Here is a 22,192-nt window from a genome sequence, read left to right on the forward strand (position 1 = left end):
CTATAAAGAAAGCCGTATGGAGACCGCCCGCATGACTGCCCTCACCCGCCGCCATCTGATGCTCACCGCCAGCGCCGCACTGGCCGCGCCCACCTTGGCCCGCGCGCAGTCCAGCCTCGACGGGGTGCTGTCCCGCGCGGCGCAGCTCGATCAGCTTCATGCGGTGGTCATCAACCAGAACGGCGCGCAGCGCTTCGCCCAAGCCTTTCGCGGCCCGGCCATCGACAGCCCGGCCAATGTCAAATCCGTCTCGAAAACCCTCGTCGCGCTGCTCACTGGCATCGCCATTGATCGCGGCGTGATCGAGGGGGTCGACCAACGCATCCTGCCCCTGCTCGGCCGCGCCCCCTTCGGCGATGCGCGCGACGCCATGACCGTGGGCGATCTGCTCTCCATGCGCGCCGGTGTCGGCAGCACCTCGGGCGGCAATTACGGGGCGTGGGTCTCCAGCCCGAACTGGGTGGAATATGCGCTAACTCAACCGCTTGAGTCCGAACCCGGCGGGCGCTTCATCTATTCCACCGGTGGTTGGCACATCCTCGGCGCGGCCCTCAGTGCCGCCTCGGGCATGAGCCTGCTGGAGATGGCGCGAAGCTGGCTCGGCAACCCGCTCGACATCTCGATGCCCCCTTGGGTCCGCGATCCGCAGGGCCGCTATCTCGGCGGTAACGACATGGCCGTCAGCCCGCTCGGCCTCGCCCGGATTGGCGATATGGTGCTGAACAACGGTCAGATGGACGGCCAGCAGATCGTCAGCGCGAGCTGGCTCGACACCTCTTGGGACGCCCGCGCCCGCTCGCCCTTCTCCGGCGATCAATATGGCTATGGCTGGTTCCTCACCCGGTTCGCGCGCCAGAACGCCGCCTATGCGCGCGGCTATGGCGGGCAGATGCTGGTCGTTGTCCCGTCCCGCAATATCAGCATCGCCATCACCTCGGACCCGAACCGCCCGGCGCGCAGCCGCGGCTATTTCGGCGATCTGGTCGGGGTGGTGGATGAGATCGTCGCGGCGGCGTAACGCTTTGGAGAGTCGCGCAAACGTCACTTTTCTTGGCGCGCTCCGCACCCGACACTGGGCGCAAAGGAGACCGTCATGCTGAAACCGCTTCTCGCCCTGCTCGCCCTCGCCCTGCCCGCGCAGGCCCAAAACGCCGCGCAGGTCTGGACGCAGCAGGATTTTCAGCGCCTTGATGAGTACGACTACAGCCTCGGCCTCGCGCTCCGCAAAGCGCTGGCGGCGGGTTCGTCCGACGCGCACGATATCTTACTGGAGGCCATGGAAGGCGAACCCATCCCCATCGACACCGAGGCGCTGCTCGGCGAATGGCGCTGCCAGACCATCAAACTCGGCGGTGATCTGACCCCGATCACCGCCTACAGCCCCTTCACCTGCGAAATCACCGAGGAAGATGGCGCGCTCTGGTTCCACAAACGCACCGGCTCGCAGCTCACCGATGGCAAGCTTTACGCGGATAATGGCGAGCGGATGGTCTATCTCGGCGTCTTTCACGCCAGCTTCAACCCGCCCGCCGCCTATGAGGACTTACCCGAGATCACCGATGTCGCCGCCTCGCCCAGCCACTACCCGCAACCCGGATTTCTGGAAATGGTGAGCGAAAACAAGGCCCGGATCGGCTTTCCGGCGCCGTTCTACGAGTCCGATTTCGACTATCTCTACCTGACGCGCTAACCCCGAAGAGCGGGAGCGCCGCCGCTCTCAGACACCACGCCGCCGCGCCGCAGCCTTCCGAGACGCGAAAGCGTAGCGCGCGGCGAGGCGCGGGATCAGTGCCACAAAAAAAGGGCCGCCGCAGCGACCCTTTTCTTATCAATCCTTGCGGAAGTAGCCCTTATCGCGGGGCTTTCCGTCCCAGCCCGGCTTGCCGCGGGGTTTGTCGCCCCAGCCGCCTTTGCCGCCGTCGCGATCGCCACCACGGTCGCCGCCGCGCCCGCGATCACCGCCGCCGAAGCCGCCGCGTCCGCCGCCTTTGCGGTCGCCGCCGAAGCCGCCCTTGCCGCGATCTTCACGCTCTTCCCATTTGCGCACCAGCGCCAAATCGAACGCGTCGCGGCCAATCTGGCCTTCATGGCTCCACACCACATGCACCATGCCGCTTTCGACCTTTTCAACAGCCATCCGCATGGAGCCCGAGACGAGGACCACTACGTCCCCCAACACAAAATCCGCCATATCCCAATCCTTTCGGGGTTAAATCTCCACGCCGAGATGTTTCGCGACGGTAAAGATGTCCTTATCGCCACGACCGCACATATTCATCACCAGCAGGTGATCTTTCGGCAGATTCGGGGCCATTTTCATCACATGGGCCAAAGCGTGCGAAGGTTCAAGAGCCGGAATGATGCCTTCCTGTTCACAAGAGAGCTTGAAGGCCTCTAACGCTTCGTCATCGGTCACATGGACATATTCGACCCGGCCCAGATCGTTGAGCCAGGAATGCTCGGGGCCGATGCCGGGATAATCGAGACCCGCCGAGATGGAGTGGCCTTCGAGGATCTGCCCGTTCTCGTCCTGCAAGAGATAGGTGCGATTGCCATGCAGCACCCCCGGCTTGCCGCCGGAGAGGGACGCGCAATGCTCCATCTTCTCGTTAACGCCCTTGCCGCCGGCTTCCACGCCGACGATGCGCACATCCTTGTCGTCGAGGAAGGGATAGAAGAGGCCCATGGCGTTCGACCCGCCGCCGATACAGGCGACGAGACTGTCCGGCAAACGCCCCTCGGCGGCCTGCATCTGCTCTTTGACCTCGCGGCCAATGATCGACTGAAAATCGCGGACCATCGCCGGATAGGGATGCGGCCCGGCGACCGTGCCGATGCAGTAGAACGTGTTGTCCACATTGGTCACCCAGTCGCGCAGCGCGTCGTTCATCGCATCCTTGAGCGTCCCACGGCCCGATTTCACCGGGACGACCTTCGCGCCCAGCAATTTCATGCGGAACACATTCGGCTGCTGGCGCTCCACATCATGCGCGCCCATGAACACCACGCATTCGAGGCCGAACTTGGCGCAAACCGTCGCCGTCGCCACCCCATGCTGGCCCGCGCCGGTCTCCGCGATGATCCGCGTCTTGCCCATCCGCATGGCGAGCAGGATCTGCCCCAGCACATTGTTGATCTTATGCGCGCCGGTGTGGTTCAGCTCGTCGCGCTTGAGATAGACCTTCGCGCCGCCCAAATGCTTCGTCAGACGCTCGGCAAAATAGAGCGGCGACGGACGGCCCACATAATGCTTCCACAGATCGTCCATCTGCGCCTTGAACGCCGGATCACTCTTGGCCTTCTCATATTCCTTTTCGAGATCGAGGATCAGCGGCATCAGCGTCTCGGGGACGAAACGCCCGCCATAGATCCCGAACATCCCCTCTTCATCCGGGGCGGTCATGTAGGAATTCGGCTGCTGGTCGGTCATGGGAGGCCCTCCTCAGGTTTCACCTCCCGTTTATAACCCATATGGGTGGCGGTAAAGCCGTGCCGCTCGTAAAAGCGATGCGCGTCGGCCCGGCTTTTGTTGGTGGTAAACTGCATCAGCGTCGCGCCGCCTTTGCTGGCGCGGCGGATGGCATCCGTGATCAGCAAACTGCCAATCCCCTGCCCGCGCAGATGGCTGGCCACGCGCACGCCCTCAATCTGCGCACGGGTGGTCGCGGTCAGGCTGAGGCCGGGGATAAGGATGAGCTGATAGCCTGCAACGACCGCGCCGCCCGCGTCCTTGCCCAGAATGAGATGATTTCCACCCTGCGACTGCATCGCCGCGAATGCGCGTTCATAGACTGCGAGCGGCGCAGACTCACGGGCCGCACCAAGCGCATCGTCTCGCAAAAGCGCAATGTAATCCGAAAGATCGGCCCGCTCGGCCTCTGCGAACGCGACCCGGCTCACCGCAGGCGCGGCGGTGCATCGGTCCGTGTTTCCGCCGCCTCGATAAACGCGCGGATCTTGGCGGCGTCCTTCACCCCCGGCTCCGACTCCACCCCGCTCGACACATCAACCGCAGGCGCGCCGGTCAGGCGGATCGCCTCGGCGACATTCTCGGGGTTCAGCCCGCCCGCCAGCATCCACGGCACCGGCCAGCGGCGCCCGGCGATCAGCTTCCAGTCAAACGCGACTCCATTGCCGCCCGGCAAGACCGCATCTTTCGGAGGCTTGGCATCGACCAAAAGCATATCCGACACGCTGCCATAATCGGCGAGTTTGGGCAGATCTGCCTCACTCGCAACCCCCACAGCCTTCATCACCGGAAGACCCGTGCGGTTGCGCAGCTGCACCACCCGCTCCGGCGTCTCGCTGCCGTGAAGCTGAAGAATATCAACAGGAAGCCGGTGGGTGATCGCGTCGATCAGCGTATCATCCGCATCCACGACCAATGCCACCTTGGCCAGCCCGACCGGCGCAAGCGGCATCAGCGCGGCCGCTTCGTCGAGACTTACCGCACGGGGGGATTTGGGGAAAAAGACAAAGCCCGCATAGCGGGCTCCGGTGTCGGCGACAGCGGCGAGATCTTCCTCCCGCCGCAAGCCGCAAATTTTCACGCTCACTTGGAGACGAGGGCCAGAATCTCGTTCTCGCCTTCCTGCGCTTTCTGCTTGAGGCGATCATTCTGGCGCTTCAGCTCTTCAACCTGCACCTCTTTGCGCGTCACCTCGCGGCGAATGCCCATTTCGCGCAGATACTCCATCACGATCCCGATGATGAGACCGAAGAGCACCGAAAGCAGCCCGACCGCAAAGAGCGGCAGTGTCATGCTGCTGGCAAAGGGCAAAAAGCCCGCAAGCTGGTCTGGAACGAGGCTCACCTCCACAGGCTGACGGTTCGCCAGCGCAAGGGTCAGGATAATCACCAGGACAATGGCGATGAAAGCGATCTTGATCAGACGCATGATGAGCTCCGTAACGGGTTAGGCTTCGTCGTTAAGACGGTCTCGTAACAGCTTACCGGTCTTGAAGAAAGGTACATGCTTCTCTTCGACCTCAACCGTTTCACCCGTGCGCGGATTGCGACCCGTGCGGGCATCGCGCTTTTTCACCGAAAACGCGCCGAAGCCGCGCAATTCCACACGATTGCCAGATTCAAGCGCCGCAATAATCTCCTCGAAGATCGTCCCGACGATGCGTTCAGCATCATCATGGTTCAAATTCGGATTTTCATCCGCGATCTTCTGGATCAGCTCTGATTTGATCATCCGCCTACCCTCCTGAAAAACATAGGGTATGTTAAACGCCTCAGGGGGCCAACGAATAGAGGATTCCCGACGGTTTGGCGGAAAAAAGCTCAAAAACCCGTTTTATAGCAGCATTTTGGCTGATCACAGACACGAGAGCGCCGCTGTCATCCTCGGGTTGGTAGCGATAGATCGGCAAATCGGTGAGAGAATCATCCTGCGATTCGATCCAGGCCACCGCTTCCTTCTGCCCGCCGATCTCGTCAACGAGCCCCGCCTCAAGCGCCATCCGGCCGGTCACGACCCGGCCATCCGCGACCGCATCAAGCTGCTCTTCGGTCAAATCCCGGCGCTCGCCCACAAGCTCACGGAACCATTGATAGCTTTCCTCGATCATCGCTTCTTCCAGCGCCCGCGCCCGCGGGTTGGTCTCGCGGAAGGGCGACGGCTCGGCCTTGAGCGGCGAGGAGCGGACCGTTTCCATCTCGATGCCGATCTTGTCCATCACCTCGGTCACATCGGGATATTCGAGAATGACACCGATGCTCGCCGTCGCCGTGTTGCCGCGCGCGACAATATGATCCGCGCCGATCGCCGCCACATAGCCGCCCGAGGCCGCCGCCTCCGCCATGGTCGCGACCACCGGCTTTTCTTCCGCCACATCGCGGAGCGCCGCGAACAGCCCTTCGGCCCCTGCGGTGGATCCGCCCGGCGAGTTGATGGAAATCAGCACCGCCTCAACGGTGTCGTTCTCGGCAATGTCCTCCAGCATGTCGAGCATCGCCTGATCATGCATGATGACGCCATTGATCGGGATCTCAGCGATATGCGGCATGAAGCTTTGCCGCGCACCCCAAAGGCCCCAAAGAAAAAAGGCGAGGAGGATGGCCAGAACGACCATCACTCCCCGCCAGAATCCCGAGCGCCGCCACCGGCGACGCTCCTGTTCATAGAGCGCGACTTCCGCAGAAATATCGCGCCCCCAAGGGCTCACTCGTCACCCGACTGGCGCAGAGCCGCGCCAAGGATGTCGCCGAGCGAGGCACCCGAATCCGAAGAGCCATACTGCTCAACGGCTTCTTTTTCTTCCGCAATCTCACGGGCCTTGATCGAGAGGCCAAGGCGGCGCGACTTGCTGTCGACATTGGTGACGCGCACGTCAACCTTGTCGCCAACCGAGAAACGCTCAGGGCGCTGCTCTGCACGGTCACGCGAGAGGTCCGAACGGCGAATGAAGTTCTTCATGCCGTCATACTCGACCTCGATGCCGCCATCCTCGATCGAGGTGACTTCCACGGTCACGATGTCGCCGCGCTTCACGCCAGCCACAGCTTCCGCGAACGGATCGCCTTCCAGCGCTTTCATCGAGAGCGAGATACGCTCTTTCTCGATGTCCACATCGGTGACAACCGCTTTCACAACGTCGCCTTTCTGGAAGTCCTGAATGGCTTCTTCGCCGGAGCGGTTCCAGTCGATGTCGCTGAGGTGCACCATGCCGTCGATATCGCCTTCGAGGCCAACGAACAGACCGAATTCGGTGATGTTCTTGATCTCGCCTTCGACCTGCGTGCCGTTCGGATGGGTCTCCGCAAAGACCTCCCACGGGTTGCGCTGAGTCTGCTTGAGACCGAGGGAAACGCGGCGCTTGGCGCTGTCGATTTCGAGAACCTGAACGTCCACTTCCTGGCTCGTCGAGACGATTTTGCCCGGATGCACGTTCTTCTTGGTCCAGCTCATTTCAGAGACGTGGACGAGGCCTTCAACACCCGGCTCCAGCTCAACAAACGCACCGTAATCGGTGATGTTGGTCACGCGGCCAGTCCAGTTCGAACCCAGCGGGTATTTCGCTTCGACGCCATCCCACGGATCGGCTTCGAGCTGCTTCATGCCCAGGCTGATGCGCTGCGTGTCTTTGTTGATCTTGACGACCTGAACCTTGATCTTCTCGCCGATGGAGAGGATCTCGCTCGGGTGGTTGACGCGGCGCCAGGCCATGTCGGTGACGTGCAGAAGCCCGTCCACACCGCCCAGATCGACGAAGGCACCGTATTCGGTGATGTTCTTGACCACACCTTCAACGCTGTCGCCTTCAGCCAGCTGGCCAACGATCTCGGCACGCTGCTCGGCACGGCTCTCTTCGAGAACGGCGCGGCGCGAGACGACGATGTTGCCACGGCGGCGGTCCATTTTCAGGATCTGGAACGGCTGCGCGATGTTCATCAGCGGGCCGGCGTCGCGCACGGGGCGCACATCGACCTGGCTGCCCGGCAAGAACGCCACTGCGCCGCCGAGATCCACCGTGAAGCCGCCTTTGACGCGACCGAAGATCGCACCCTCGACATGCTCTTCCTTGTCATAGGCTTTTTCGAGCCGGTCCCACGCCTCTTCGCGGCGGGCTTTTTCCCGGCTGATCACCGCTTCACCGCGTGCATTTTCCACGCGATCAAGGAAAACCTCGACCTCATCGCCGACTTCGATTTCGGCGGGCTGGCCCGGTTTTGCAAATTCTTTCAGCTCGACACGGCCTTCCATCTTGTAGCCGATATCGATAATCGCCTGACCGTTTTCGATGGCCAGAACGGTCCCTTTGACGACAGAGCCTTCTTCGGGGGTGACAAGTTCGAAGTTCTCATCGAGAAGCTTTTCGAACTCTTCCATTGTTGCGTTTTGCGACATGTAGTTCCTTTAAAATGTGTGCTTTTCAGGCCAGGTGGTTGGCTCCACCGGTCTTTGGATTTGCATCGCCAAAACGCGCCCATGCCGCCCGGAACCCCGAACCTCGCAAGACCGCGCCTTTCACGAATGTCGTGCCGTATAAGGCAGAATCGCGGTTTGGGCAAGGGTTGGGTGGGGATCCATGCTTTAAGAACAATATAAAAAGCGATGTTTAGCCGCGGTGCCCGTGCGCCATGACACTGCAAAGACTTGAAGCCGGAAACCCGCTCGGCAAAGATACAGCCAATTGAGCGGAAACGGGACCAGATGCCACAGCTAAACCTCCACATCGAAGCGCGCCGCTTTTACGTGGCCGCGGTTCTTCTCGCGCTCGCGGTTTGGCCCATCGGGTTCCATCTCGGGGCCTACGGAACGATCTTTTACGACAGGATCTTCCAGATCTGGGTCGCCTCCCTCGCCGCGCTTCTCGCTGGAATCGTCCTCGATGTCCGCTATGAAACCCGCTTCACGACGCCGCTCCGCGCGATCATCCTGCTGATGCCAACGATCTGGGTCATCGGCCATGCGTTTTTCCTGCAAGGTGAAGGGCTTGCGACGCGCATCGCCTATTGGGGATTCACCCTATTTATCGTGCTCGTGTCCCTGCCCTATATCGTCAAATCCCTGCTGACGATCACGATGCCCGAGGTCACCGAAATCCACGACCGCAGGCTGACGCATTTTCTGGCCGCGATCACGCTTTTCACCGCCTTCTTGGCCTACCTGTCCGGGCACTATAACAACCTGCTTCTGACCTGCGACGATTTTGAAATCGCGGGGGATTTTCAGCCAGGCAACTGCGCGCAAGCCGAAGATTTCGAAGCGCAAAAGTAGAATGGAGCTTAGACCCGTTCCACCTTGGCGAAACATATAAAACCGCAATCTGCTTCGATTGAGGATGAACAGCCCACCCGCTTCGCCTTATACTTCTGATCGCAAACGCATTGTGAAAATGAGGTCATGACTTGTCTAGCGAGAGAGCGATGTGCCGCAGAATGCTCGGCTATGGCGTGATACATATTTTTCTCTGCTACATTGGGTTATACGATCCTGAACGCTTCAACCACACGCGGGTATTTCCCCTTGTTTATGTGGGCATCGCGTTTGGACCGATCGCTTTTGCTATCGAAAATTATGTCCGATTTTGCAGGCAACGTAGGAAAAACGAGTGACGTCCATGCATCATCACTCCGTAATTTTCCCATACTCCCCCGACCGCATATAGGCCACCTCCCGCAGCAGTGTGATCGTCGGTCTTGCGCCAAACAGCACCGAGCCGATCAGGAACAGCCATGTCGCGGCGTAGGTCGTGCTTTCGCTGAAAAACAGCACGCTGCCGATCACGAACAGCACGGCGGCGGAGAAGTCGACGATGGTGTAAGCCATCGCGTAGAGCGCGTAGATGCGTTCATGCTCAGGGCTGCGGGTGTGGTTTTTCGGGTCGAACATCGCCATTTGGGGCCTCCTTACAGGGTTGCGCAAGGAGACCGTAACAGCCATGGGCGCGGCTTCAACCCCGGCTGGCGAGCACCGCGTCGATCAAGGCGGCGGCTTGCTCGGTCGCCTCGGCGATGGTCATTTCGGTCGTGTCGAGCAGCACCGCATCCTCGGCGGCTTTCATCGGCGCATCTTTGCGGCCCGCGTCCCGTTCATCGCGCGCGAGAAGATCCGCCAGAACCGCGTCCTCGGTGATCTCGCGGCCCTGCGCGAGCAGTTCGGCATGGCGACGGCGGGCGCGGGTGGCGTTGTCGGCGGTCACGAAGAGCTTGAGATCGGCATCGGGGCAAATCACCGTGCCAATGTCGCGGCCATCGAGAACCGCCCCGCCCTCGCGGCACGCAAAATCGCGCTGAAACTCCAGAAGCGCCTGACGCACCTCGGCCATCACGGCGACCTGCGAGGCAAGCTGGCCGACCTCTGCCGTACGCAAACCGTCCACCTTCAGATCCGCCTCGGAGAGCGCCCGCGCATGGTCCGCCGCCCGCTCCAGATCACCCTCGGCCTTTTTGCCAACGGCGCGGTAAAGCAGCCCCGTATCGAGATGCGCAAAGCCGAAACGCTGCGCGAGTTCGCGCGAGAGCGTGCCCTTGCCCGCCGCAGCCGGGCCGTCGATTGCCAATGTAAACTTCATGGCTCCTCAATGGCATGGGCGCGCGCGCGGCACAAGAAAAGCTGCAAGGTAATGTCCCTCACAGTGCCGCAGCGCCGTGCGATGTACACTCTGCCATCCCCCAGAACGGAGAGCATCATGGGCATTTTGAACATCACCGATTACCGGCTCGGCACCAATCGCAGCCGCGCCAGCACCAGCGCGCATCGCTTTTTCATCAGCCTTGAGGGCGCGTCCCAAAGCGGGCCGGCCACCCGCGCCATCATTTATTTCTGGCCGACCCGCCCGGTGGACACGGTTGGCTATGTCGCTGGCAGCCTGCTGGTCGGGATGTTGGACGACAGCGACTTTGAGTCTTGGCGCGACATTCTGCGGCATGAAAAGCCGGTCCGCGTTTCCTATGTCGAGAACAATAGCGACCCGCAGCGGCGGCTGCATCACATCTCCATCGGCACGACGGATGAGGGCGTGGGTGAAGGGCCGACCGACCCGAATGCTTAAGCGTTTTCGGTGCGGAACTGCGCGCCAAGATTGCCCATCAGTGTCTCGAAAATGGGGAAGCTGGTGGCAATCGGTCCGGCGTCGTCCACGGTGACCGGTTTCTCCGTGGCCATGCCAAGCACAAGGAACGACATGGCAATCCGGTGATCGAGCCGCGCCTCGACGCGCGCGCCGCCCGGCACCGTCTCGCGGCCATGGACGATCAGCGTGTCCTCATCCTCCTCAATGGTCACGCCGCAGGCTTCGAGCCCGCGCGCCATGGCGTCGATGCGGTCGGATTCCTTCACCCGCAGCTCTTTCACACCGCGCATCACGGTCTTGCCCTCGGCAAAAGCGGCGACGACGGAGAGGACCGGATATTCGTCGATCATGCTCGGCGCACGCTCCGGCGGCACCTCGATGCCCGTGAGACGGCTGGCTTTCACCCGCAGATCCGCCATAGGCTCGCCGCCCTCAACCCGCTCGTTTTCATAGGTAATATCCGCGCCCATCTCCTTGAGCGTGTCGAAAAGGCCCGCGCGGGTCGGGTTGAGGCCAATCGCCGGGACGACCACTTCGGACCCTTCCACGATCAGCGCCGCGCAGACCGGGAAGGCCGCGCTTGATGGGTCACGCGGGACGGTGATCGTCTGCGGTTGCAACTCCGGCTGGCCCTGCAAGGTGATCACATGGCCGTCCGGCGTTTCTTCGCTGTAGATCGTCGCGCCGAAGCCCGCCAGCATTCGCTCGGAATGATCGCGGGTCGCTTCCTTCTCCGTCACCACCGTCTCGCCGCGCGCATTGAGACCCGCGAGCAATACCGCTGATTTCACCTGCGCGGAGGGCATCGGCGTCGTGTATTGGACGCCCGACGCATCGCCATTGCCGATCAGCGTCAGCGGCAGCTTGCCGCCCTCGCGACCATAAGCCTGCGCGCCAAACAGCTTCACCGGATCCGTGATCCGCCCCATGGGCCGCGAGCGCAGCGAGGCATCGCCGGTGAAGGTCGCCGCGATCCCGCTCGTCGCCATCATCCCCATGATGAGCCGCACGCCGGTGCCGGAATTGCCGCAATCAATCACATCCTCCGGCTCGCGCAGACCGCCGACGCCAAAGCCGTTGACGACCCATTCCTCGCCCTGCTGCTCCACATCCGCGCCGAAAGCCTGCATCGCCTTGGCCGTGTCGAGCACGTCCTGCCCTTCGAGCAGCCCCGTGATCCGCGTCTCGCCAATCGCCAGCGCGCCGAGGATCAGCGAACGGTGCGAGATGCTCTTGTCCCCCGGCACCTCGGCCACGCCCTTGAGTGGGCCGGATTTCAGCGATGAGAGAGGGCGGGCGGGACCATGTGCGGACATATGAAAACTCCTTTGGTCCCGATGTAACGGAGCGTTAGCGGCGACGGAAGGTCAAATAATGCGGCGTGCGGCCCTCGCGGAGCGCCTTTTGCTCGTAACGGGTGGAAAGCCAGTCGTCCCACGGGGTGCGCCAGTCCGCTGGCCCTTCGGCCAGCCACTCAAATTCCGGGTGCTGCGCGACGACTTCGAGCGCCTGCCGGACGTAATCGGGAATATCCGTCGCGATGCGGAACTCCGCCCCCGGTTTGAGGCACCGCGCCAGCGGGTCGATATGCTCCGGCGTCACGAAGCGGCGGCGATGGTGGCGGGATTTCGGCCACGGGTCCGGATAGAGCAGAAACGCTTTATCGAGACGGCCCTCGGGCAGCACATCCATCAGATCGCGCGCATCGCCCGCATGGACGGCGACATTCTCCAGCGGCTCTTCACGCAGCTTGGTGAGCAGCATCGCGACGCCATTTATGAACGGCTCGCAGCCGATGAACCCGACCTGCGGGTTGCGCGCCGCCTGATGGTGCAAATGCTCGCCGCCGCCAAAGCCGACCTCCAGCCACAACGGCCGCCCCTCGGAAATCTCGATGGGGGTGCGGTCCGGGTTCTCGTCCTGAAAAATCCCCTTGGGCTGGAGCCGCGGGAGATCCTCATCGAGATATTGGCGTTGATTGGGGCGCAGCGTCTTGCCGTGGCGGCGCCCGTAGAAATTGCGATGCTCGTCTGACATGACGCGCCGCTTAACGCTTCCGCCGCCGCCGGGTCAAGCGGTAGAACGCAAGCCCCGCCAGTCCCGCGTAAATCGGCCAGTCGCCAAAGCGGCGATACGGCGTCTTGCCAAGCGCCTCGGGCAGACGCGCGGTAAAGAAGCCTTCATCCCCAAGATCGAGCGAGGACATGACCCGGCCATAAGGATCAATCATCGCCGAAACGCCCGTATTGGCCGCCCGTGCCACGGGAACGCCCAGCTCGATCGCCCGCATCTGCGCCTGCGCCAGATGCTGATACGGCCCGCTGCGGGTGCCGAACCACGCATCATTGGTGCTGTGAATAATCCAGCCCGCATCCCCCATCCGGGCACGAAGCTCGCCGGGGAAAATCGCCTCATAGCAGATCGCAGGCGCAGCGGGTGGCAGGTTCGGTAGGTTAATCAGCCCGTCCCGCGACCCCGGCGTGAACCCGCCCGGCATCACCTCGGCCAGCCCGCGCAGGCCCAGTTTCGCCAGCGTTTCGCCATAAGGCATATACTCGCCAAAGGGCGTCAGATGCTGCTTGTCATAAACCTGCCCGACCATCGCCTCATCGACCACGAACAAGCTGTTGTAATAATTCTGCCCGTCACTGCGGTTCGCCCCGAGGACAATCGGCGCGTTGGTCAGGCTGGAAAGCGACGCAAAAGCGCGGTCGTCCCGGCCCAGCAGCCAATGCACCGCCGTTTCCGGCCAGATCACCGCCGCCTCCTCCGCGCCGCGCGTGCCATCAAAGAGCCGCTGCGCGAAGACATCCGCCATACCGGGGTCCCATTTCTGGTCCTGCGCCGCGTTCGGCTGCACCATGCGGATCATCAACCCCGTCTCGACCGGCTCCGTCCGCAGCACGCCAAAGGCACCGACCGCGAGGATCAGGAGCGCGCCCGAGACCATCTCCCGCCAGCGCAGGCTCGCGACCCATGCGGCGGCGAGCAGGAAGAGGAAATTCAGCCCCCAAGGCCCGATCCACGCCGCAATCTGTGCGAAAGGTGAGTTGACCAGCGCATAGCCGGGAGTCGCCCAGGGAAACCCCGTCAGCACATGCCCGCGCAGGATCGCGACGAAGGCCAGCGCCAGCGCGAGGGCGAACGGCCCGCCGCCAAGGCGCTTGGCGATCCATCCGGCGAGCATCCAGAACAGCGCCATGCCGCCCGCCATGAAGATGAGACCAAAGGGGGCCATCCAGCCATAGCGCTCGGGATCGACCAAAAACGGCTCCACGATCCAGTTCAGCGCGAGGCCGAAATAACCGAGCCCGGCGAGCCAGAAGAGAAACACCGGGCGCGGGCTGTCCAGCAGCCGAAGCAGGCCCCAAAACGCCAGCGGCGCAAGCCAAAAGAAGCCCCAGGGCACCTGCCCCAGGGCGAGAACGGCACCGCTCAGCGGCGCGAGAAGATAGTAATATCTAGCTGTTTTCCGCCGGCGCGGCATTTCTCTGCCTCAAGCGCACCCGCAGGCGTTTGATCCGGCGCGGATCGGCGTCCACCACCTCAAATTCCGGCCCTTCTTCCATGCGCACAACCTCGCCGCGCGCGGGAACCGACCCGGCCAGACGAAACACCAGCCCGCCCAGCGTATCGACCTCGTCGTCATCCACATCTTCGCGCAGATTGAGGCCGGTCGCCTCCTCAAACTCATCGAGCGACGTGCGGGCCTGCGCGATCCAGACGCCCTCGGCCTCCTGCGTCCAGCCCGCGGCCTCCGCCTCGTCATGCTCATCGTCGATCTCGCCGACGACCTCCTCGATGAGGTCCTCCATGGTCGCGAGCCCATCGACCCCGCCATATTCGTCGATCACGAGGGCCATATGCATCCGGTCGCTCTGCATTTTCTGCATCAGCGTCGCCACCGGCATGGAGGGCGGCACATAAAGCAGCGGGCGCATGATCGCGGCCATATCGAACTCGTCCAGCCCGTCGAAACCGTAGCGCAGCACGATATCCTTGAGGTGGATCATGCCAATCGGCGTGTCGAGGCTCTCGCGATAGACCGGCATCCGGGAGAACCCGCCTTCGCGGAATTTTTCAAGCAATTCATCGGCGGTCGCGGCCTCAGGGATCGCGACAATATCGGCCTTCGGCACCGCCACATCCTCAACGCGCATATCGCGCAGCGCCTGAAGCGGGTTATGCGCTTCCGCACCCTCGGCCTCGGCCGGCACGTCCTCTTCGCCATTCGAAAACAGCCGCTCCCAAAAGGGTTTTTGGCCGTCATTCTCGTCGTATTGCTCGCTCATTCCATATCCTCTGCCAACAAATATGGATCGTGCAGACCCATGCTTGCAAGCTGCTTCGTCTCCAGCCCCTCCATCAGGGCCGCATCCGCATCCGTTTCGTGGTCATAGCCCAGAAGATGCAGGATGCCATGCAAAATAAGGTGAGTGACGTGATCGGCAAGCGCCAATCCGCCCGCTTCGGCTTCCCGCGCGCAGGTCTCATAAGCCAGCGCAAGATCGCCAATGCTGTCGTCGAAATCAGGCGCAGGCAACGGATGCGGCGCTTCGCCCGGCGTCTCCGGCGCAAGATCGAAGGCGGGCCAAGAGAGAACATTGGTGGGCTTCGCCTTGCCGCGATAGGCCGCATTCAGCTCCGCAATCGCCGCGTCACTGGTCGCGAGCAGGCTCAGCCCGCGGCCCTCAAGCCCTAGCGCTGACACGATTTTTGCGGTGATGCCGTCCAGATCGACGGCGCGCCACCTGTCATCCTCAATGGCCAGATCAATCTCGCCTAAGGGGCCGTCACTCACCTTTGGACCCTTCCTTCTCGGCGCGCTCCTTGCGGCCCATATCATCGTCATAGGCCTCAATGATGCGCTGGACGAGCGGGTGGCGAACCACATCCGTCGACTTGAACCGGGTCATGCCCACGCCTTTGACGCCGTTCAGCACTCGCTCCGCTTCCACGAGGCCGGACACGACGCCGCGCGGCAAATCGATTTGGCTGCGGTCCCCGGTGATCGCCATGCGCGAGCCTTCCCCGAGACGGGTCAGGAACATTTTCATCTGAGTCGAGGTCGCGTTCTGCGCCTCGTCGAGAATGACAAAGGCCGAGGAGAGCGTACGCCCGCGCATAAACGCCAGCGGCGCGATCTCGATCCGCTTCTCTTCCATCAGCTTCGCCAATTGTTTGCCGGGGAGGAAGTCATTCAGCGCGTCGTAAAGCGGCTGCATATAGGGATCGACCTTCTCCTTCATGTCGCCGGGCAGAAAGCCGAGCCGCTCGCCCGCTTCCACCGCCGGGCGCGAGAGGATGATCTTGTCCACCTGCCCTTCGATGAACATCTGCACGGCCACCGCGACGGCGAGATAGGTTTTCCCGGTCCCCGCCGGTCCGATCCCGAAGACCAGCTCGTTCTTGAACAGCTGGGTGACATAGGCCTTCTGCGCCGGTGTGCGCGGCTCGACCATCTTTTTGCGCGTGTGGATCTCGATCCGGTCGCCCGAGCCGGGGAACAGCGGGATCTGATCGCCATCGCGCTGCCCGGTCCCCTCTTCCGAACGGCCCATGCGGATCGCGGCGGTCACATCGGCGGGTTCCACCTGACGGCCCGATTCGAGCCGCGCATAGAGCGCCCGCAACGCCTCTTCGGCGCGGGCGACGCTGCCCTCTTCACCATAGATGGCCAACTGGTTGCCGCGCCGGGTGATCTGCACATCCAGCACCTGCTCGACCTCAGCCAAATGGCTGTCGAACGGACCGCAAAGGTCAATCAGCAAACGGTTGTCGGGAAACTCGATCAGGCGCTCCTGCGGCGGCTCTGACAAAGGCGGGGTCGGGGCTGTGGGGGCCAACGGGCTCTCCGTTTGATAAACTGCGTTCTCAGGCTACAGAAACGCGGCGCGGCGGTGCAAGGGCTTTCCTGCACCGCCGCGAAAACGTCATAATCGGGCACGGCTCACGGCGCGGGCGATCCCGCGCGCATCCGCCGCCGGATCAGAACTGATAGTTCACGCCAAGGCTCAGCGTGCCATAGCTCGGCGTCACCTTGGTTTCCTTGTTGCCCGCCGAAATATATTCGCTGCCGAGCGAGACATATTCGAGCTGACCCACGAAGGACACTTTTTCGTTGAACTTGTGCTCAAAGCCGACGCCGGCGGAGAAGCCGTTGAATTCGATCTCTTCCTCGTCAATCGCGACCGGACCGTTATTGGCCTCGCCCTCGACCACGTAATTCACATCCGCATCCACATAGCCGAGCGCGGTGTAATACATCGTCGCGCGGTCCCGGCTCAGAATGCCGGATTTGGCGCGGATGATGAAATTCTCGTTGATCTCGGTGGAGGCGAACACATCGCCCGTGTCGAAATCATCCTCGTAAGAGCGGAAGTTATGCGCGGCTTCGAGGCCAAGCACCCAGCCCCGCTCACGCACGGAAAACTCACGGCGGAAACCGGCGTGGATCCCGCCATTTACGCCATATTTTTCCAGCGTGTCGAGCGTGTGCAGGCTGTCCGTGTCGAGATTGCGCACGCCCACTTCGTCATCGCCCTTGGACGCGTTGACTTGCCCGCCGCTGTAGAAGCCATTCCAGTCATAGGCGGTCTGCTCCGGCATCTCCACGAAACCGGGGGTCGGATCGGTCACAATCGGGTCGGCCCGCGGCGCTTCAAGCTTCCCAGCCTCGGCAAAGCCAAGACCAGCCACCACAAAGCCTGCGGCAAGAAGGCTTGTTTTCATCATGTTCACTTGCATTTTTCTATCCACCACCGGGCTAAATCAAAACATTAGGCGCTTATCTAGCAAATTTGCTCTGCGCGATCTATCGCAGGGGTGTTAACAGCGGGCTAATGTCGCGGAGCGTTACATTTTCGCACCGCATCTGTGACATTCAGGCCAAACGCCCGGCCAGCGAATTGGGCGCCGATCCGGTGATCTCCACATCCACCACCTGCCGCAGCAGATCCTCCGGCGCATCGAGGTGGACCGCTTGCAAATAAGGCGATTTGCCCACGAGTTGACCCGGCTCCCGCCCAGTTTTCTCCAAGAGCACCGGAAGCGTTTTGCCGACCTGCGCTTTCTGGAAATCCCGCTGATGCTCGGTCAAAAGCGCCTGCAAACGCTGGAGCCGCTCATCGGCAACCGCGTCGTCCACCAACTCGCGGCCCGCCGCGGGCGTGCCCGGACGCGGCGAATATTTGAACGAAAACGCCGCCGCATAGCGCACTTCGCGGCAGAGATTGAGCGTCGCCTCGAAATCCGCGTCGCTCTCGCCGGGGAAACCGACGATGAAATCGCCCGACATCGCAATATCGGGGCGAGCCGCGCGGATGCGGTCGATCAGGCGCAGATAGCTCTCCGCCGTGTGCCGCCGGTTCATCGCCTTCAGCACCCGGTCCGAGCCGGACTGCACCGGCAAATGCAGGTAAGGCATCAGTTTTTCGATCTCGCCATGGGCGGCGATCAGGTCGTCATCCATGTCATTGGGGTGCGAGGTGGTGAAACGGATACGTTTCAGATCCTCAATCTCCGCCAATTCGCGGATGAGCCGCGCCAGCGACCAATCCCCATCCGGGCCCTCGCCGTGATAGGCGTTGACGTTCTGGCCCAGAAGCGTGATCTCCCGCACGCCGCGCGCCACGAGATCCTTCGCCTCGCTGACGATCCGCGCGCCCGGACGGCTGACCTCCGCGCCGCGCGTGTAAGGCACTACGCAAAACGCGCAAAACTTGTCGCAGCCCTCCTGCACCGTCAAAAACGCGGACGGTGCGCGTAGCGCGGTGCTTTTCGGCAGATGGTCGAACTTGTCCTCTTCGGGAAACTCGGTCTCGACACTCCTCTCACCCTTATCGGCGCGGGCGATCATGTCGGGCAAGCGGTGATAGGCCTGCGGGCCGACCACGAGATCGACCATCGGCTGACGGCGCATGATCTCCTGCCCCTCGGCCTGCGCCACACAGCCCGCCACACCGATTTTCAGATCCGGCTTGGCGTCCTTGAGCGGCCGATAGCGCCCCAGCTCGGAATACACCTTCTCCGCCGCCTTCTCGCGAATATGGCAGGTGTTGAGCAGGATCATATCCGCCTCTTCGGGGGAGGAGACCGTCTGATAGCCATTTGCCCCAAGCGCGCTTTCCATACGCTCGGAATCATACACATTCATCTGGCACCCATAGGTCTTGATGAAGAGTTTTTTCGGGCTTTGATCGGTCATGACGGGGCTCTTTCAAATGCAGAAAAGGCGCGGAGAGAACCGCGCCCTTCTAAAGCGTTTCGCGACAGGCTGCAATCAGCTCGCGCGCTTGCGCCCAAGGCCAATTTCCTTCGCCAGACGCTGACGTTTCTTCGCGTAATTCGGCGCAACCATCGGATAATCCGACGGAAGTCCCCATTTTGCGCGATATTGGTCGGGCGTCATGCCGTAGGTCGCTGAGAGATGGCGCTTCAGCATTTTGAGCTTACGGCCGTCTTCGAGGCAGATCAGATAATCATCTGTTACCGATTTTTTGATCGGAACTGCCGGTTCCTGTTTGGCGGCCGCGCCAGGATCGCCTTTCCCGAGGGCTTCAATGCGCTCGTGAACAGCGGCGATCAGATCCGGAAGTTCTTGTGTTGAAACCGGATTTTTGGAAACATAAGCCGCAACAATATCGGCCGTGTAACCAAGTGTATCGAGCCGGTCGAGGCTCGCTTCGTTGTTTTCTGTCACTACTCTTTTCATCCATTTTTGTTTGTCGATTCGCTTTAGGGTGTCAAAAAGCGATTGAACATGCGACAGCATGAACTTAGACACATGCTTAGGTCTGGCGCAAGATCTATTCTTAGAGATCATGAAGTATAACATAAATTGTGATCGAAAGTATGAATGTTAAAAAAGTTAAAAAATCACATATCGAGGGTGTAGTACAGGCGCCCAAATCGCTTTCATTAGATCGCTTACTAAAGACAAACAGCGATCAACACTTCATCGATGGGCCGATTGCGATTGTTTTCGGAGATAAGCCTTCCGAGACCCAGAAAACTGTTGAACATCTCGCAACACTGGGTTTCCAAAATTTCGTTATACTTGACGCAGTTTATCAGGAAACGAGCGATTTAAATACTATTAACATTAAGCTGCCGCCTGAATTCGCGACCGTCGATGCGCGCGGCGCACTATTAACCAGGCTGTCGGACTGGCTCACCGGGCGCTGGCTCTATTGGTGTCAGGCGGGCGAGTCCCTCTGCTTCCCCTTCTGCGAGACGCGCAGTATTCGCGACGCCATCCAATTCATCGAAGAAGAGCGCCGAAATAGCTGCGCCGCGATGGTGGTGGACCTTTACCCCCAAGACATACCCGCCTATATCGACGGTAAAGATAGCGCGCTCTATTTTGACAGGCTCGGCTATTTCCACCTCGGAAGAAAAGACAAGTCGGGCCGCTATCCCGAACGCCAGCCGATCATCAAGGGCGGCTTGCGCTGGCGCCGCGCCGAGCTTCTGACCGAGCCGCAACAGCGCCTCGACCGCGTCCCGCTCTTTCGCGCCGTGCCGGGCCTCACCCTCGACGAAGAGTTGCGCTTCAATATCGAGGAGATGAACACCCTCGCCTGCCCGTGGCACAACAACCTCACCATGGCCGTGCCGAGCACCCGCTTCGCCCGCGTGATCTGTGAGGACACGCCGACCCTCTCCGAAATCCCGGACTTCTGCTGGCATGGCTCGGAGCCCTATCGCGGCACGTCCTATCAACTCATGGAGGCCGGACTGATGGAGCCGGGCCAGTGGTTCTGATCACGCTTTGAGAAAGGTTAACGCGCTCCCGCCCATGGGCCGCGTGTCGATCAGCGTGAACCCTTCCGGCGCGGCTTTCGGGCTGGCCTCTTCCCACACAATCACCGCTTCCGGCGCGACCCATCCGGCGTCGCGCAAAGCCAAAAGTGCCTTTTCCCCCAACCCCTTGCCATAGGGCGGATCGAGAAACACGAGGTCATGCGGCTCCGGCGCAGGGCCGGGCCGTGTCGCGTCGCGGGTCATGAGATCCGCCCGCGCCGCCACCCCAAGCGTGTCGATATTCTGCGCAATCAGCCCCGCCGATTTGCGCCCATTCTCCAGAAACCGCGCCCGCGCCGCGCCCCGCGACAGCGCTTCCAGCCCGAGCGCACCCGTCCCGGCGAACACATCGAGGACCACGCGATCCTCCACCCCACCGAACCGCGAATGGAGAATATTAAACACACTCTCCCGCATCCGGTCGCTCGTGGGCCGCAGATGCGCCGCCGGATCGCCTTTGCCGAGCGCCGCCAGCTTCCGCCCGCGCAGATCGCCGCCCACGATCCGCATCAGAGCATCGTCTTGAGCGGCTGATCCACATCGGCGAGCCGCGCCGGGTCCGGCGACAGCCCCGCCTCAATCCAGCGCTTGCCCTGCATATAGGCCCGCGGATCATTGAGCGCATCGACCGCCAGCAAATGATCCCCGTTGAAATACCACACCGAGTCGCCCCGCTCGACGATCCGGTCCGCCCCGGCCCCAAGCCCCGCCGTTTGCAGCTTTACATCATACTGGTCCGACCAGAACCACGGCTTCGCCTGATAGGGGATATTGCTCCCCAGCACATTCGCGGCGACATTTTCCGCCATCTCAATCGCATTCGGCACGCTTTCGAGCCGGATCCGCTCCTCATGATAGGGAAAACTCGCGCAGTCCCCGGCGGCCCAGATTGCCGGATCGCTGGTCTGGCCGTGACTGTCCACCCGGATGCCGTTGTCGATCTCCAAACCCGCCGCCTCGGCAAGCGCCACCGCCGGCACCACACCGATCCCGATGATCGCGAAATCCGCTGTGATCTCGCCGTCGCTGGTCTCCGCCCGGATGCCACCCCCCTGCGATTCCAGCCGCTTAAGCGCCACGCCCTCGCGCAAATCGACCCCATGCGCCTGATGCAGCGCGCGCACCTTCGCCGCCGTCTCCGCCGCCGCAACCCGCGCCAGGATCCGCGGCGCGGCCTCGATCAGCACGACCTCCAGCCCAAGCTGCCGCGCCACCGCCGCCGCCTCCAGCCCGATATAGCCGCCGCCGACAATCAGCACCTTGCGTCCTTCGCGGAACTCCCCGGCCATCCGGTCAATATCCGCCAGCCCGCGCACCGCATAAACCGGGCCGGACCCGTCATGCAAAGCCTCGGGCAAAGGGCGCGGGATCGACCCGGTCGCCAAAATCAGCGCGTCATAGGGGAGGCGCTCGCCCCCCAGCACGACCTCCCGCGCCGCCCGGTCAATCGCCGTGGCGCGCGCATCGGTGCGCAGGGTGATGGCCTTCTCCGCATAAAACGCTTCGGGCCGCAGATAAAGCCGCTCCCGCGCCATCTCGCCCAGCAGATATTTCTTCGACAAAGGCGGGCGCTGGTAAGGCGGATCCGCCTCCTCGCCAATCAACGTGAGACGCCCCGCGAACCCATGCGCCCTCAACTCCGCCGCCGCCGACGCCCCGGCCTGCCCGGCCCCGACGATCACGATCTTATCCATACTGCCTCCGGTTTAGGCTTAACTTATTATTAATTAAGAAGCCAGAATCTGGCCATAGGGATAGCAGCATTCCAATTTTGGCGTTATATTGGAAATCAGAAAAGGAGGCAGTGTGACAAACTCATATTCAAAGAGCAGCAAGCTCGGAAAATTTCATCGTGTCCAAGC

Annotated in this window: 26 protein-coding genes; 5 read left to right on the forward strand and 21 right to left on the reverse strand. The window is 61.9% G+C overall.

Translation table 11 applies throughout. The features are described from left to right. Positions 1-31: 31 nt before the first annotated feature. Positions 32-1,018 carry a serine hydrolase domain-containing protein gene (locus ACMA5I_RS14445; RefSeq protein ID WP_525886984.1) on the forward strand — a complete coding sequence of 329 codons (987 nt, stop codon included), beginning with the start codon at positions 32-34 and terminating at the stop codon, positions 1,016-1,018. Positions 1,019-1,093: 75 nt separating this feature from the next. Next, positions 1,094-1,690 carry a DUF4893 domain-containing protein gene (locus ACMA5I_RS14450; RefSeq protein WP_525886985.1) on the forward strand — a complete coding sequence of 199 codons (597 nt, stop codon included), beginning with the start codon at positions 1,094-1,096 and terminating at the stop codon, positions 1,688-1,690. Between the two features lie 138 nt (positions 1,691-1,828). Here the strand turns inward: ACMA5I_RS14450 and ACMA5I_RS14455 are convergent, their stop codons facing one another. The 8 genes from ACMA5I_RS14455 to rpsA all read right to left on the reverse strand — a co-directional run bounded on the left by ACMA5I_RS14455 (position 1,829) and on the right by rpsA (position 7,855). Beyond that, positions 1,829-2,191 (reverse strand): hypothetical protein, encoded by a 363-nt coding sequence (locus ACMA5I_RS14455; protein ID WP_525886986.1) that lies wholly within the window; start codon positions 2,189-2,191, stop codon positions 1,829-1,831. Between the two features lie 18 nt (positions 2,192-2,209). After that, complete coding sequence (trpB, locus tag ACMA5I_RS14460; RefSeq protein WP_525886987.1) at positions 2,210-3,430, reverse strand: tryptophan synthase subunit beta; 1,221 nt, start codon at positions 3,428-3,430, stop codon at positions 2,210-2,212. Then, positions 3,427-3,900, reverse strand: a complete 474-nt coding sequence (locus tag ACMA5I_RS14465; protein WP_525886988.1) for a GNAT family N-acetyltransferase — start codon at positions 3,898-3,900, stop codon at positions 3,427-3,429. The genes trpB and ACMA5I_RS14465 overlap by 4 nt, the downstream gene beginning before the upstream one ends. After that, positions 3,897-4,556 (reverse strand): phosphoribosylanthranilate isomerase, encoded by a 660-nt coding sequence (locus tag ACMA5I_RS14470; protein ID WP_525886989.1) that lies wholly within the window; start codon positions 4,554-4,556, stop codon positions 3,897-3,899. The genes ACMA5I_RS14465 and ACMA5I_RS14470 overlap by 4 nt, the downstream gene beginning before the upstream one ends. Next, a complete protein-coding gene (locus tag ACMA5I_RS14475; protein WP_525886990.1) occupies positions 4,553-4,897 on the reverse strand; it encodes a LapA family protein in 345 nt (114 codons plus the stop codon). The genes ACMA5I_RS14470 and ACMA5I_RS14475 overlap by 4 nt, the downstream gene beginning before the upstream one ends. Before the next feature lie 18 nt (positions 4,898-4,915). Next, on the reverse strand, positions 4,916-5,200 hold the full coding sequence (gene ihfB, locus ACMA5I_RS14480; RefSeq protein ID WP_525886991.1) for an integration host factor subunit beta: 285 nt from the start codon (positions 5,198-5,200) through the stop codon (positions 4,916-4,918). A gap of 40 nt (positions 5,201-5,240) precedes the next feature. Then, a complete protein-coding gene (gene sppA / locus ACMA5I_RS14485; protein ID WP_525886992.1) occupies positions 5,241-6,080 on the reverse strand; it encodes a signal peptide peptidase SppA in 840 nt (279 codons plus the stop codon). A gap of 89 nt (positions 6,081-6,169) precedes the next feature. Then, positions 6,170-7,855: a 30S ribosomal protein S1 gene (gene rpsA, locus ACMA5I_RS14490; protein WP_525886993.1), complete on the reverse strand. Its 1,686-nt coding sequence runs from the start codon at positions 7,853-7,855 to the stop codon at positions 6,170-6,172. Between the two features lie 306 nt (positions 7,856-8,161). Here rpsA and ACMA5I_RS14495 point away from each other — a divergent pair, with 306 nt between their 5' ends. Beyond that, entirely contained in the window at positions 8,162-8,728 is a 567-nt protein-coding gene (locus tag ACMA5I_RS14495) for a hypothetical protein (RefSeq protein WP_525886994.1), read from the forward strand. Positions 8,729-9,079: 351 nt separating this feature from the next. Here the strand turns inward: ACMA5I_RS14495 and ACMA5I_RS14500 are convergent, their stop codons facing one another. Both ACMA5I_RS14500 and ACMA5I_RS14505 read right to left on the reverse strand, forming a co-directional pair. Then, complete coding sequence (locus tag ACMA5I_RS14500) at positions 9,080-9,349, reverse strand: YrhK family protein (RefSeq protein WP_525886995.1); 270 nt, start codon at positions 9,347-9,349, stop codon at positions 9,080-9,082. A gap of 55 nt (positions 9,350-9,404) precedes the next feature. Further along, complete coding sequence (locus ACMA5I_RS14505; protein WP_525886996.1) at positions 9,405-10,025, reverse strand: (d)CMP kinase; 621 nt, start codon at positions 10,023-10,025, stop codon at positions 9,405-9,407. A 117-nt stretch (positions 10,026-10,142) separates the two neighbouring features. Here ACMA5I_RS14505 and ACMA5I_RS14510 point away from each other — a divergent pair, with 117 nt between their 5' ends. Beyond that, positions 10,143-10,505 carry a hypothetical protein gene (locus tag ACMA5I_RS14510; RefSeq protein WP_525886997.1) on the forward strand — a complete coding sequence of 121 codons (363 nt, stop codon included), beginning with the start codon at positions 10,143-10,145 and terminating at the stop codon, positions 10,503-10,505. On the opposite strand, the gene aroA is transcribed toward ACMA5I_RS14510, so the two are convergent. From aroA to ACMA5I_RS14555, 9 genes are all read right to left on the reverse strand, one after another. Further along, the gene (gene aroA / locus ACMA5I_RS14515; RefSeq protein ID WP_525886998.1) at positions 10,502-11,842 is read right to left on the reverse strand and encodes a 3-phosphoshikimate 1-carboxyvinyltransferase; all 1,341 of its coding nucleotides are present in this window, start codon (positions 11,840-11,842) and stop codon (positions 10,502-10,504) included. The genes ACMA5I_RS14510 and aroA overlap by 4 nt on opposite strands. A 34-nt stretch (positions 11,843-11,876) precedes the next feature. Next, positions 11,877-12,563, reverse strand: a complete 687-nt coding sequence (gene trmB, locus ACMA5I_RS14520; protein WP_525886999.1) for a tRNA (guanine(46)-N(7))-methyltransferase TrmB — start codon at positions 12,561-12,563, stop codon at positions 11,877-11,879. A gap of 10 nt (positions 12,564-12,573) precedes the next feature. Beyond that, complete coding sequence (gene lnt / locus ACMA5I_RS14525; protein ID WP_525887000.1) at positions 12,574-14,013, reverse strand: apolipoprotein N-acyltransferase; 1,440 nt, start codon at positions 14,011-14,013, stop codon at positions 12,574-12,576. After that, entirely contained in the window at positions 13,988-14,818 is an 831-nt protein-coding gene (locus ACMA5I_RS14530) for a transporter associated domain-containing protein (protein WP_525887001.1), read from the reverse strand. Before ACMA5I_RS14530 ends, lnt begins: the two co-directional genes overlap by 26 nt. Next, positions 14,815-15,327 carry an rRNA maturation RNase YbeY gene (gene ybeY / locus ACMA5I_RS14535; RefSeq protein ID WP_525887002.1) on the reverse strand — a complete coding sequence of 171 codons (513 nt, stop codon included), beginning with the start codon at positions 15,325-15,327 and terminating at the stop codon, positions 14,815-14,817. Before ybeY ends, ACMA5I_RS14530 begins: the two co-directional genes overlap by 4 nt. Then, on the reverse strand, positions 15,320-16,372 hold the full coding sequence (locus tag ACMA5I_RS14540) for a PhoH family protein (protein ID WP_525887003.1): 1,053 nt from the start codon (positions 16,370-16,372) through the stop codon (positions 15,320-15,322). The genes ybeY and ACMA5I_RS14540 overlap by 8 nt, the downstream gene beginning before the upstream one ends. 142 nt (positions 16,373-16,514) lie before the next feature. Beyond that, positions 16,515-17,261: an outer membrane protein gene (locus ACMA5I_RS14545; RefSeq protein ID WP_525887004.1), complete on the reverse strand. Its 747-nt coding sequence runs from the start codon at positions 17,259-17,261 to the stop codon at positions 16,515-16,517. A gap of 148 nt (positions 17,262-17,409) precedes the next feature. Then, entirely contained in the window at positions 17,410-18,732 is a 1,323-nt protein-coding gene (miaB, locus tag ACMA5I_RS14550; protein WP_525887005.1) for a tRNA (N6-isopentenyl adenosine(37)-C2)-methylthiotransferase MiaB, read from the reverse strand. A gap of 75 nt (positions 18,733-18,807) precedes the next feature. Next, positions 18,808-19,299, reverse strand: a complete 492-nt coding sequence (locus ACMA5I_RS14555) for a Ros/MucR family transcriptional regulator (RefSeq protein ID WP_525887006.1) — start codon at positions 19,297-19,299, stop codon at positions 18,808-18,810. An 80-nt stretch (positions 19,300-19,379) separates the two neighbouring features. On the opposite strand from ACMA5I_RS14555, the gene ACMA5I_RS14560 reads away from it, so the two are divergent. Continuing rightward, positions 19,380-20,291, forward strand: coding sequence for a hypothetical protein (locus tag ACMA5I_RS14560; protein ID WP_525887007.1), 912 nt, complete (start codon positions 19,380-19,382; stop codon positions 20,289-20,291). Here the strand turns inward: ACMA5I_RS14560 and rsmD are convergent, their stop codons facing one another. Both rsmD and ACMA5I_RS14570 read right to left on the reverse strand, forming a co-directional pair. Beyond that, positions 20,292-20,840 carry a 16S rRNA (guanine(966)-N(2))-methyltransferase RsmD gene (rsmD, locus tag ACMA5I_RS14565; RefSeq protein WP_525887008.1) on the reverse strand — a complete coding sequence of 183 codons (549 nt, stop codon included), beginning with the start codon at positions 20,838-20,840 and terminating at the stop codon, positions 20,292-20,294. It abuts the gene before it with no gap. Beyond that, a complete protein-coding gene (locus ACMA5I_RS14570) occupies positions 20,840-22,024 on the reverse strand; it encodes an NAD(P)/FAD-dependent oxidoreductase (protein WP_525887009.1) in 1,185 nt (394 codons plus the stop codon). Before ACMA5I_RS14570 ends, rsmD begins: the two co-directional genes overlap by 1 nt. Between the last annotated feature and the right edge of the window lie 168 nt (positions 22,025-22,192).

The sequence above is a fragment of the Jujubicoccus corallicola genome (assembly GCF_047345645.1).
Lineage (GTDB): Bacteria > Pseudomonadota > Alphaproteobacteria > Rhodobacterales > Rhodobacteraceae > JBLEFH01.